Origin of the sequence: Paramagnetospirillum marisnigri (genome assembly GCF_001650715.1) — a bacterium.
Classification (GTDB): Bacteria; Pseudomonadota; Alphaproteobacteria; order Rhodospirillales; family Magnetospirillaceae; genus Phaeospirillum; species Phaeospirillum marisnigri.
Genome location: NZ_LWQT01000039.1, coordinates 1 through 11,570, shown reverse-complemented (window position 1 = coordinate 11,570; position 11,570 = coordinate 1). Strand labels below are relative to the sequence as shown.

12 protein-coding genes are annotated in these 11,570 nt (G+C 64.5%); 6 read left to right on the top strand and 6 right to left on the bottom strand.

Annotation, left to right across the window (positions count from 1 at the left end):
- Nucleotides 1–181 precede the first annotated feature (181 nt).
- Nucleotides 182–469, top strand: coding sequence for a GIY-YIG nuclease family protein (locus A6A04_RS03840; RefSeq protein WP_068490102.1), 288 nt, complete (start codon nucleotides 182–184; stop codon nucleotides 467–469).
- A 91-nt stretch (nucleotides 470–560) separates the two neighbouring features.
- Here the strand turns inward: A6A04_RS03840 and A6A04_RS03835 are convergent, their stop codons facing one another.
- The 3 genes from A6A04_RS03835 to A6A04_RS03825 are packed head-to-tail and all read right to left on the bottom strand — an operon-like array spanning nucleotide 561 to nucleotide 3,014.
- A complete protein-coding gene (locus tag A6A04_RS03835; protein ID WP_068490100.1) occupies nucleotides 561–1,130 on the bottom strand; it encodes a hypothetical protein in 570 nt (189 codons plus the stop codon).
- Complete coding sequence (locus A6A04_RS03830) at nucleotides 1,127–1,501, bottom strand: hypothetical protein (protein ID WP_156612461.1); 375 nt, start codon at nucleotides 1,499–1,501, stop codon at nucleotides 1,127–1,129. The genes A6A04_RS03835 and A6A04_RS03830 overlap by 4 nt, the downstream gene beginning before the upstream one ends.
- Nucleotides 1,485–3,014: an efflux transporter outer membrane subunit gene (locus A6A04_RS03825; protein ID WP_156612460.1), complete on the bottom strand. Its 1,530-nt coding sequence runs from the start codon at nucleotides 3,012–3,014 to the stop codon at nucleotides 1,485–1,487. The genes A6A04_RS03830 and A6A04_RS03825 overlap by 17 nt, the downstream gene beginning before the upstream one ends.
- 287 nt (nucleotides 3,015–3,301) lie before the next feature.
- Between A6A04_RS03825 and A6A04_RS03820 the strand changes: the two genes are divergently transcribed.
- Entirely contained in the window at nucleotides 3,302–5,704 is a 2,403-nt protein-coding gene (locus A6A04_RS03820; RefSeq protein ID WP_068490095.1) for a sensor domain-containing protein, read from the top strand.
- Here A6A04_RS03820 and A6A04_RS03815 read toward each other — a convergent pair.
- Complete coding sequence (locus A6A04_RS03815; RefSeq protein ID WP_068490093.1) at nucleotides 5,701–6,279, bottom strand: SOS response-associated peptidase; 579 nt, start codon at nucleotides 6,277–6,279, stop codon at nucleotides 5,701–5,703. The genes A6A04_RS03820 and A6A04_RS03815 overlap by 4 nt on opposite strands.
- On the bottom strand, nucleotides 6,258–7,019 hold the full coding sequence (locus A6A04_RS03810) for a TlyA family RNA methyltransferase (protein ID WP_068490091.1): 762 nt from the start codon (nucleotides 7,017–7,019) through the stop codon (nucleotides 6,258–6,260). The genes A6A04_RS03815 and A6A04_RS03810 overlap by 22 nt, the downstream gene beginning before the upstream one ends.
- Nucleotides 7,020–7,116: 97 nt before the next feature.
- Here A6A04_RS03810 and A6A04_RS03805 point away from each other — a divergent pair, with 97 nt between their 5' ends.
- The 4 genes from A6A04_RS03805 (at nucleotide 7,117) to dxs (ending at nucleotide 11,270) form a co-directional block, all read left to right on the top strand.
- Entirely contained in the window at nucleotides 7,117–8,049 is a 933-nt protein-coding gene (locus tag A6A04_RS03805; protein WP_068490089.1) for a histone deacetylase family protein, read from the top strand.
- A 103-nt stretch (nucleotides 8,050–8,152) separates the two neighbouring features.
- Nucleotides 8,153–8,401, top strand: a complete 249-nt coding sequence (locus tag A6A04_RS03800) for an exodeoxyribonuclease VII small subunit (protein ID WP_068490087.1) — start codon at nucleotides 8,153–8,155, stop codon at nucleotides 8,399–8,401.
- Complete coding sequence (locus A6A04_RS03795; RefSeq protein ID WP_407670238.1) at nucleotides 8,398–9,327, top strand: polyprenyl synthetase family protein; 930 nt, start codon at nucleotides 8,398–8,400, stop codon at nucleotides 9,325–9,327. The genes A6A04_RS03800 and A6A04_RS03795 overlap by 4 nt, the downstream gene beginning before the upstream one ends.
- A 14-nt stretch (nucleotides 9,328–9,341) precedes the next feature.
- Nucleotides 9,342–11,270: a 1-deoxy-D-xylulose-5-phosphate synthase gene (dxs, locus tag A6A04_RS03790; protein WP_068490085.1), complete on the top strand. Its 1,929-nt coding sequence runs from the start codon at nucleotides 9,342–9,344 to the stop codon at nucleotides 11,268–11,270.
- Between the two features lie 78 nt (nucleotides 11,271–11,348).
- On the opposite strand, the gene A6A04_RS22830 is transcribed toward dxs, so the two are convergent.
- A partial coding sequence (locus A6A04_RS22830) for a hypothetical protein (protein WP_216636077.1) occupies nucleotides 11,349–11,570 on the bottom strand: 222 nt, incomplete at its 5' end.

Below are 11,570 nucleotides of genomic sequence, written 5' to 3'. Positions count from 1 at the left end.
CCCCTTCCCTCGCGGGAAAGAGCCGTTGGGACTAGGTGTGTTTGAGGGAAGCCCCGTATCAGGCATAGCGCCGGATGCGGGGCTTTTCATTTGCCGAAGATTTTTTCCGTCATGGCCGGGCTTGACCCGGCCATCCACGCCGTTGGTTGCAGACACCCAGGGTTGGCCGCATCATACGAGCATGCAGGGCGGCTGGGTCTACATCATGACGAACCGACCAAATGGCACGCTGTACGTCGGTGTGACCAGCGATTTGGCGCGTCGAGCCTGGGAGCACCGGGAGGGGGTCGCCGACGGCTTCACCAAGCGGTACGGGCTGAAGCAGTTGGTCTATGCGGAACGATACGAGGATATCCGCACCGCCATTCAGCGGGAGAAAAACCTCAAACATTGGCCGAGGGCATGGAAGGTCAAGCTGATCCTGACCGATAATCCGAACTGGGACGATCTGTACGAGCGGCTGGCGTAGCCGTGGATGGCCGGGTCAAGCCCGGCCATGACGAAACACACTTAGTCCCAACGGCTCTCTCGCGGGAAGGGGGGCTTTTTCATTCAGGGCATCAGGGCTTGGACTTGGTCGGATTGGCACTGCGCCAGCCGTCGACCTTGTCCAGATGGGCCCGCACCTGCTCGCGGCTGAAGCGGATGGTGGTGAAGAATCCGCTGTTGCGGGTGAAGGTGATGCCGAGGCCATCCTCGGCCTCGGCCCCAGCACGCATCACATCCTCGGGAATCTGGGCGGTCATCTCCTCGCGGTGGTCGCATCCCATGCCCATGAAGCGCGAGCACTCGCCCACATCGCGGAAGGTCAGCCCCAGGGCCAAACGCTTGCCGGTGGCGGCATCCTTGGCCGAGACCCAAGAGCTGCGGCCGGTGCCGGTTCCGGTCCACCGCATGCGCGCATCCACCCAGTGGATCGCCTTGCCGGTGGCCTTATCCACCTCCGAGCGCAGTCGCTCGCCGTCGCCATCGGCGTGACAGGCGCCATCACGCTGCTCCGACGGTCCGGTAAACACCATCCGGCCGGTGGTCAGGCTGTCCCGCATCTGGACGCCGCCCAGATCACAGGTGCCGCAGCCCCCCAGCGCCAGGGCCAGCCCCAGCACGCCCGCCCAGCGAAGCCCGATCATTTCCTGCCTCCGTCATCACGGCCGCACGCATAGCGGAAGGTGTAGCGTTCGTCGCCAGTGGTGGCCGACGGCTGCACCGGGCGATAGCCCAGTCCCAGGCAACGCCAGTCCATGACGCTTTCGGCGGCGCGACGAGCCAGGGCCCGGTTGAGCCGGGGCATGTCCGGGCTGGGCGTTCCAGACCACAGCGCATCCTCGTAGACCACCATGTCGACATCGTCGTTATCGACCCGGATCCAGGAAACGGTGATGTCGTGCCCGTCGATGCGGACCTGCTTGAGGCTGGATTGACGGAAAGTGGTCTCGACGGCGGTGCAGCCCGAAAGCAGCGCCACGGCCACCACCAGAGCGACCTTAGGAGTGTATGTCATAATAGGCCCTCAGCCCGCTGCTCTGGTTCTGGAAATCGCCGGGGCCGGGAACGGCGCCTCCGGCCGGAATGGGAGCGGCCGTACCATCGGGATTGGTCCGCAATTCCTCCTTTTCCGGCTCGATGCTGCCGCCCAGGGCCTTGAACAGGCCCACCGCCGCCGACAGCCGCCCGTAACGGGTCTGGATCTTGATATCCTCGGCATTGTACTGGGTACGCTCGGTTTCCAGCACGGTCAGATAGTCGACGATACCGATGGAAAAAGCGCCCTGGCTGAGGGTGAAGGCCTTGCGGGCCGACCCGACCATCAGCCCCTGGGCCTCGTCGCGCTCCTTGGAGTAGCGGATATTGGCCAGGGAATCCTCGACATCGCGCAGGCTGGCAATGATGGACTGGCGATAAAGTTCCACCAACTCGTTCCAGCGGGCCTCGTAATAGGCGATTTCGCTGTTGGACTTGCCGTTGTCGAAGATGGTCTGGGCCAGCTTGCCCGCCAATGTCCAGATGATGCTGCCCGGGGAAATCAGATTGTGCAGGTCGGAACTGGCCCAGCCGCGTTCACCGGTCAGGGTGAAGGACGGGAACATCTTGGCCCGCGCCAGGTTGATATTGGCATTGGCCGCCACCAGATTGGCCTCGGCCCGGCGGATATCGGGACGGGTCAGCAGCAGTTCCGAGGGCAGGCCTTCCGAAACCTCGGGGATCATCACATCGTCCAGGCTGCGCCCCTCCAGCTTCAGTTCGGTGGCCGACTTGCCCACCAGATAGGCCAGACGGTTGAGCTGCTGCTCGCGGGTCAGTTCGATGACCGGCAGGATCGCCTCGGCGTTATGCAGCGCGGTGGCCTGCTGGTAGACCTCCAACTCGCTGCCCTCGCCGATGCGCTGGCGATGCTCGACCTTGGACAGGACCCGCTTCATGTTCTCGATATTGCGCTTTGCAACAACGGCGCGCTCGCAGGACTGCAGATACTGGAAATAGGTGCCGACCACATCGGCCACCAGGGTCACCACCACCGTCTCGCGCTCGAACACGCTGGACTGGGCGGTGGCCAGCGCCGCCGACATGGCGGAGCGGTTCTTGCCCCACAGGTCGATTTCGTAGCTGACCTCGATGCTGGCCTGATAGAGCTGCTGGACGACGGTGGCCGACTGGGCGAAGGAATTGGAGCTCTTCTTGCCCGTCTCCATCTTGCTCGAGCCCTGGACCGTGGGCAGCAAAGCGCCCGCCTCGATCCCCGCCTTGGCCTCGGCCTGGGCGATGCGCTGCTTGGCGGCGCGGACATCGTGGTTGCTGGCCAGCGCGTCTTCCACCAGGGCGTTCAACTCCGCCGAGCCGAATTGGGTCCACCAGCGAGATTTGGGCCTCGCCAGGACCTGGCGCTCGTTGGATGAGGCCCTGAAGTCCACGGGAACCGGCTGCTCCGGCCGCACATAGTCGGGGCCGACAGTGCATGCCGACAGCAGGGCCGCCATGGCAGCCGCCATGGCATGTCCAGACTTGATCCGTATCACGAAGCTCCCCCCTGGGTCATTCCCGACCGCCCATGCTGGATAAGCAGCCGCAATTCCTCAAATATCCGCCCTTGATGATGACGGATCATAGTTCAAAGAAACAACGGTGAAAGTGATAATTTGTGCGCTATTGGTCATGGTCAAGTGTAGTCCCGCATGACATTCCCCTCGCCCCCGCATTCGGGGCATGCGCCAAACGAGTGATCAACCGACTTCGCACCCGTGACACTTCGTCATTTTTCGGCTAGGTTTGACAAGAGCAAGGGCCTCGGGTTAATTCGCCATCCATGTCCGTTCCCGCCGAGATCACCGACTTCCTGGGCATCCTCGACGAAAGCCCCGTGGGGGTTTCCGTGTCGCGCCGCCGCGACGGCGTCGTCGTGTTCGTCAACCGTCGTTTCTGCGAAATCACCGGCATCCCGCGTGAACAGTGCATCGGCGCTCCGGCGCGCCGCCACTTCGCCGACGAGCACCAGCGCCACGATGTGGTCCGCCAGTTACGGGAAGCCGGCGAGATCGACGCCGCCGACGTGGAATTCCGCCGGGCCGACGGCTCGCCCTTCTGGTCGGTTCTGACCATCCGTCCCGCCATCCTGAACGGCGAGGACGTCAACCTTGCCTGGATCTATGACGTCAGCAAGCGCAAGCAGGCCGAGCGCACCTTGCGCGACAGCAAGGCCCTGTTCCGCACCATGCTGGATTCCTCGGTGGATGGCATTTCCCTGTTGGACGAGACCGGCACGGTGCTGGCGCTGAATGCCGCCGCTGCCGCCATTATCGGCGACGGCCATGAGAATCTGGTGGGACGCTCGATCTGGGACTGCCTGCCCGGCCCGGTGGCCGAGCGGTTGCGGCGTGGTGCCGCCCGCGTGCTGGAACGGGGCGAGACCGTGGAGGGCCATGACGCCGTCGCCGATCGCCTGTTCGATGTCCATATGCATCCGGTGGCGGATTCCGATGGCTGCATCCGGCGTATTGCCCTGTTCAGCCGCGACGTCACCCAGAGCCACCAGCGCCGCATGCAGTTGCGCAAGCTGGAAACCGCGCTGGAACAGGCTCCCGTGGCGGTGATGATCACCGATGCCAAGGGCAACATCGAATATGTCAACCGTGCCTTCGTGCTGGTGTCGGGCTATTCCGAGGACGAGGTGCTGGGGCGCAACCCGCGCCTGCTCAAATCGGGCGAGACCCCCAACACGGTCTATCGCGACATGTGGCACCGGCTGGGCCACGGCTCGACCTGGCAAGGCGAGTTGTGCAACCGCGCCAAGGATGGCACCTTGTTCTGGGAATACGCCACCTTGTCGCCCATCCGCGACGACGAAGGCGAGATCACCCATTTCCTGGCGGTGAAGGAAAACATCACCCAGCGCAAGGAAACCGAACTGCGGCTGGTCCATCAGGCCACCCACGACACCCTGACCGGGTTGCCCAACCGTCTGCTGCTGGAAGACCGGGTCCTGCACGCCATCGAGCTGGCGCGGCGCGAGCGTCGCCAGATCGGTCTGATGTTCCTGGATCTTGACCGCTTCAAGATCATCAATGACAGCCTGGGCCATGTGGCGGGCGACCAGTTGCTGAAGGTTGTGGCCGATCGCCTGCGCCAAACCCTGCGGCGCAGCGACACGGTGGCGAGGCTGGGCGGCGACGAATTCGTGGTGGTTCTGACCCATTTCCAGAGCACCAGCGAACTGGCGGAGGTGGCTGAAAAGATCGCCGCCGCCCTGGAAGAGCCGGTGGAGTTGTCGGGCCATGTGGTGCATGTGGGCGCCAGCATCGGCATCGCGCTGTATCCCGAGGATGGCGATGACTTCACCTCCCTGATGAAGGACGCCGATGCCGCCATGTATCGGGCCAAGCAGAAAGGCCGCAACACCTTCTGCTTCTACGATTCCGACATGAATGATCAGGCGCTGGACCGCCTGAAGCTGGAAGAGGCCCTGCGCCGCGCCCTGGTCCGCTCGGAATTCCAGCTTTACTACCAGCCGCAGATCGACCTGCAGACCGGACTGATGACCGGGGTCGAGGCCTTGATCCGCTGGAACTGCCCCGAACGCGGCTTGGTCTCGCCCACCGTGTTCATCCCGGTGGCCGAGGAAACCAACCTGATTTCCATGATCGGTTGGTGGGTGCTGGAGGAAGCTTGTCGCCAGCAGGCATCGTGGCGCGCCGCCGGGATTCCCCCCATCAAGGTGGCGGTCAATGTCTCGGGCCGCCAGTTCCTCAACACCGCCCTGGTGGAGTGCATCTCGGACCTGTTGCGCCAATACGAGGTGGAACCGTCGCTGCTGGAAATCGAACTGACCGAAAGCACGGTCATGGCCGAGCCGGAAAAGGCCATCGAACAGCTGACCCGCCTGCGCGAAATCGGCATCCAGGTGTCGGTGGATGATTTCGGCACCGGCTATTCCAGCCTCAGTTATCTCAAGCGTCTGCCGCTCTCCACCATCAAGGTGGACCGCTCCTTCGTGCGCGACGTCAACAGCCAGAGCGACAACGCCGCCATCGTTTCGGCCATCCTCGGCCTCGCCGACGCGCTGGACATGTCCATCGTCGCCGAGGGCGTCGAAACCGAGGGCGAGGAAACCCATCTGCGAGACGCTGGCTGCATCAAGGTGCAGGGCTTCCGCTATGCCCAGCCCATGCCGGCCGAGAAGCTGCGCGACTGGATGATCAGCTACCGGAGCTAAAACAAATCGCCCTGGGCCGGGGGCGGCGTCTCGGCGGTCAATTCCAGCGCCATCTCCGATGGAAGCAACCCCCGCGAGGCCGCCGCCGCTGGAGTCTTCGGATCAAGCCAGTCCCGCGCCGCATCCTCCCCGAGCAGTACCGGCATCCGGTCATTCAGCGGGAATATCTGTTCGGAAGCGGCGCAAGTGACGATGACGAAGCGCTCGCCGTCGAACAAACCCGCCAGGGCGAGGATATGGCCGTCGACCGGCGACAGCCGGGTCTTGATCCGGTGCTTGCCCTCGACCCGCCACTCCCACCACCAACTGGCGGGAACCAGGACGCGCCCACCCGCCAGCAGTGGCCGGAAGGTGGGACGGCTGGCCAGGGTCTCGGCCCGGGCGTTGATCAGGGGCCGTGTCTCCCACTCCACCGGCAGGCCCCAGCGGGCCAGGCGCGCGCCGCGCGGGCCGATCACCAGGGCCATGTCGGTGGGGCGGGTCTCGCCCGGCCGGGCCAGGATGGGCGGCTCCGACAGATGGAATCGCGTCCTCACCTCGCGGGCGGGGTGGTTCAGCTCGAAGCGGGAGCACATGGGGCGAAGCGTCCGATGATCAGGAACTCCACATTGCCCTCCGGCCCCTTGATGGGGCTTTCGGTGATGCCGTCCACAATCCAGCCCGGCAGCGAGGACAGCCAGGCCTGGATGCGCTCGCAGACCTCGGCATGCAGTTCGGGCTCGCGCACCACGCCGCCTTTGCCCACCCTGCCCTTGCCCACCTCAAATTGCGGCTTGATCAGCGCCACCAGCCGCCCGCCGGGACGGACCAGCGCCAGGGCGGCGGGCAGCACCGTCTCCAGCCCGATGAAGCTGGCGTCGCACACAACAAGGTCCAGCGGCTCGGGAAGCTGTTCGGAGGTCAGATGGCGGGCATTGGTCTTTTCCATCACCACCACCCGGGCGTCGATGCGCAGCTTCCACGCCAGTTGCCCATGGCCCACATCCACCGCGTAGACCTTGGCCGCGCCCCGGCTGAGCAGCACATCGGTAAAGCCACCGGTGGACGCCCCCACATCCACCGCCACCCAGCCCGACGGGTCGATGGCGAAATCGTCCAGCGCCTTGACCAGTTTCAGGCCGCCGCGCGATACCCAGGGATGGTCCTGGCCCTTCAAGTCCAGGGCGCAATCCGCCGCCAGGGCGGTGCCGGGCTTGTCGACGCGGCGATCGCCGGAATAGACCAACCCCGCCATGACCAAGGCCTGGGCGCGCGAGCGGCTTTCGGCCAGCCCCCTATCCACCAGCAATTGATCCACCCGAAGCTTGGCCACCATTCTCGAATTATCCGTTTGCGAAATCAGGGATGGAAATTGCGCCGACGTTCCCCGACAATAAACAAAATTTTAAAACCATGGGACGTCCGACACTTCAATGACCACATTGCTGTTCACGCACCCGGTCTGCCTTCAGCACGATACCGGCGATTATCATCCCGAATGCGCCGATCGGATCAAGGCCGTGCTGGCCGCCCTCGAGGCCGAGGAGTTCTCGACGCTGCCGCGCGAGGAAGCGCCGCATGCCACCATGGAACAGTTGATGCGGGCTCACCCGCTCAGCCATATCGACTATGTGCTGGATTCGGTCCCCAACAGCGACAGCCACCACCACCTCGACCCCGACACCATTCTGTCGCGCTATTCCGGCGAGGCCGCCTTGCGCGCCGCCGGGGGGGCCGTAGCGGCGGTGGACGCCGTGGCCAAGGGCCTGGCCCGCAACGCTTTTTGCGCCGTCCGCCCCCCCGGGCACCATGCCGAGCGCGACGCCGCCATGGGCTTCTGCTTTTTCAACAATGCCGCCGTCGCCGCCCTGCACGCCCGCGACGCCCACGGCTTCAAGCGGGTGGCGGTGGTGGATTTCGACGTCCATCACGGCAACGGCACCCAGCACATCCTGTGGGACGAGGCCGGCACCTTCTATGCCTCCACCCACCAGGAGCACGCCTTTCCCAATACCGGCTTCCCCGAGGAAACCGGCGGCGACGGCATCATGGTCAATGTGCCGCTGCCGCCCGGCACCGGCTCGGCGGACTACCGGGTCGCCTTCAGCGACATCCTCTTGCCCAAGCTACGGGCCTTCCAGCCCGACTTCCTGATCATCTCGGCGGGGTTCGACGCCCATGCCGCCGACCCTCTGGCCCATTTGCGCCTGACCACCGCCGATTTCGGCTGGATCACCCGCCAGTTATTGGATGTCGCCTCGGAATTCGCGGGAAATCGGGTGGTCTCGGTTCTGGAGGGCGGCTACGACCTCCGCGCCCTGGCGGTCAGCGTGCGCGAGCATGTGCGCGCCCTGATGGGACTTTAGGCGGAACCAGCCCTATGTACAGTGGATGGGTGCTTGCCATTGCGGCGACGCATCCGTAAACTTCCGCGCTTCGTCGGAGTCCGACATCACGACCAGGACCAAAATGGCAGACCTGCCGCCCGATATCGCCGCCTTGAGCTTCGAGGACGCCATGGCCGAACTGGACCGCATCGTGCGCCAGCTCGAGGATGGAAGGGGCAAGCTGGACGATGCCATCGCCGCCTATGAGCGCGGCGCGCAGTTGAAGCTTCACTGCGCCGCCAAACTTGAGGAGGCCCGGGCCAGGGTCGATCGAATCGTGTCGGGACCGGAGGGAAGCGTGGCGCTGGCCACCGCCGATGATATCGCGTGATCCACAACCGAGTGAAATCCTTGACCAATTCTCCGCTCTCTCCCCGCCTCGCCGACGCCCTGACCGTCATCAGCCGCTCCGTCAATGCCGAGCTTGATCGCCTGCTGCCGGTGCCCGAGAGCGCCGATGCCCGCGTCCATGAAGCCATGCGCTATGCCACCCTGGATGGCGGCAAGCGGCTGCGCCCCTTCCTGGTGATGCAGTCGGCCAGCCTGTTCAACGTGGCCGAGACCGCCGCCATCCGCGTCGCCTGCGCCATCGAGATGGTGCACTGCTATTCGCTGGTCCATGATGACCTGCCCTGCATGGATGATGACGATCTGCGTCGTGGCCGTCCCACCTGCCATAAGAAGTTCGACGAGGCCACCGCCCTGTTGGCGGGCGATGCCTTGCTGACCAAGGCCTTCGAGGTCCTGGCCAATCCCGCGACCCATTCCGACCCCGCCGTGCGCTGTGATCTGGTGGCCGACCTCGCCCATGCCTCCGGCGGCCAGGGCATGGTGGGCGGCCAGATGATCGACCTCCAGGCCCACACCCTGGACCTGGACGTGGCCGGCATCACCCGGTTGCAGCAGTTGAAGACCGGACGGCTGTTCTCGTTCTCCTGCGAGGCTGGCGCCGTGCTGGGCAAGGCCCATGGCGAGCTTCGCCTGGCTCTGCGCAACTATGCCCACGACCTTGGGCTGGCCTTCCAGATCGCCGACGACATTCTTGACGTGGAAGGCGATGCCGCTGAGGTCGGCAAGGCTGTCCAAAAGGATGCCGACGCCGGCAAGGCAACCTTTGTCTCCTTGTTGGGGCTGGACCGTGCCAAGGCCCAGGCCGCCATGCTGGCCGACCAGGCTTGCCGTCATCTCGACCCATTCGGCGATAAGGCCGATCTGATGCGCGACGTCGCCCGTTACGTCGTTCAGCGCCGTTCGTAAGGTACCAAATTCCAATGACTCGCCCACCGCCCAAGCCCAAGGCCCCCCTGCTGGACCGCATTTCCAATCCGGCAGATTTCCGCAGTTTCTCTGTCGAGGAACTGGAGCAACTGACCCACGAAGTGCGTCAGGCCATGATCCAATCGGTGTCTTTTACCGGTGGCCATCTCGGCGCCGGTCTCGGTGTCGCCGAACTGACGGTGGCGCTGCACTACGTCTTCGACACCCCGAGGGACAAGCTGATCTGGGACGTGGGCCATCAGGCCTATCCCCACAAGATCCTGACCGGCCGCAAGGACCGCATGATGACTATGCGCCAGGGCGGCGGCCTGTCCGGCTTTACCCGCCGTTCGGAAAGCCAGTACGACCCCTTCGGCGCCGGTCACTCCTCCACCTCCATCTCGGCGGCGCTGGGCATGGCGGCGGGCCGCGACCTCAAGGACGACAATTTCAACGTCATCGCCGTGATCGGCGACGGCGCCATGAGCGCCGGCCAGGCCTATGAGGCCATGAACAATGCCGGGGCGCTGGGGTCGCGCCTGGTGGTGATCCTCAACGACAACGACATGTCCATCGCGCCGCCGGTAGGCGCCATGAGCGCCTATCTGTCGCGGCTGCTGTCGTCGCCGTCCTATCACTCGCTGCGCCATTTCGCCAAGGATCTGGCCCATCTGCTGCCGCCGCCGCTGGAGCGCGCGGTGGGCCGGGCCGAGGAATACGCCCGTGGCATGGTCTCGGGCGGCGGCACCTTGTTCGAGGAGATGGGCTTCTATTACGTCGGTCCCATCGATGGCCATAATTTCGACCATCTGCTGCCGGTGTTGAAAAATGTCCGCGAATCCGAGGATACCAAGCCGGTCCTGATCCACGTCATCACCAAGAAGGGCAAGGGCTATCCCCCCGCCGAGGCTGCCGCCGACAAGTATCACGGCGTCGGTCGCTTCGATGTGCTGACCGGCCAGTTGGACAAGCCCAAGGCCAACGCCCCCAGCTACACATCGGTATTCTCCAAGGCCCTGCTGGCCGAGGCGGAAAAGGACGACCGCATCGTGGCGGTTACCGCCGCCATGCCCGCCGGAACCGGCCTGGACAAGTTCGGCGATCGCTTCCCCGCCCGCTGCTTCGACGTGGGCATCGCCGAGCAGCACGCGGTGACTTTCTCGGCCGGTCTGGCCTGCGAGGGCTTCAAACCGTTCTGCGCCATCTATTCCTCGTTCCTGCAGCGCGCCTATGATCAGGTCCAGCACGACGTGGTGCTGCAGAGGCTTCCCGTGCGCTTCGCCATCGACCGCGCCGGTCTGGTGGGCGCCGATGGCGCCACCCATGCCGGCGCCTATGACATGGCCTTCCTGGGCTGCCTGCCGGACATCGTCATCATGTGCCCGTCGGACGAAGCCGAACTGATGCATGCGGTGGCCACCGCCGTCAGCATCAACGACCGCCCTTCTGCCTTCCGCTATCCCCGTGGCGAGGGCGTCGGCGTTGAACTGCCCGAGCGCGGCACCATCATGCCCATCGGCAAGGGCCGCATCGTCCGCGAGGGTTCGCGCATCGCCATCCTGTCGCTCGGCACCCGTCTGGCCGAGTGCCTGAAGGCGGCCGAGGAACTGGCGGCGCGTGGTCTGGCGCCCACCGTGGCCGATGCCCGCTTCATGAAGCCGCTGGACGAGGAGCTGATCCTGCGCCTTGCCCGTGACCATGAGGTCCTGGTCACCGTCGAGGAGGGCTCGGTCGGCGGCTTCGGCAGCCATGTCCTGACCCTGCTGGCCGCCCGGGGCGCCCTGGACAACGGCCTCAAGGTGCGGCCGCTGATGCTGCCCGACTATTTCGTCGAGCACGACGCCCCCAATACCCAGTACGAGACGATCGGTCTCAACGCCTCGGGAATTCTCGCCAGTGCCCTTGAGGCCCTGGGCGAAGCGAAAGCCGCCATTCCCGCCTGACCCAACCGAAGACGGGCCGCATCCCAAGGATGCGGCCCGTATCGTTTGGAAATAAGCGCATAGGGAATAACACCAAGATCAGTGTTCTTCTGACTGAAAAGCAGAAAAACGCTGCTTTTCCCACTGTGCATCCATTGAAATATTGTGGATCAGTGTTATCATATATGAGCGTTCTAGGATTGGAGGTTGAGGCGTCATGGAGCTTGAAAAACTGGGCACCTCCGGAAACCTCTTCATTCTGACGGTTTGAGAGTTGTTCCGGGCGTGAATTGCGGTTGATCGGCGTTTCCGGGTCTGTTT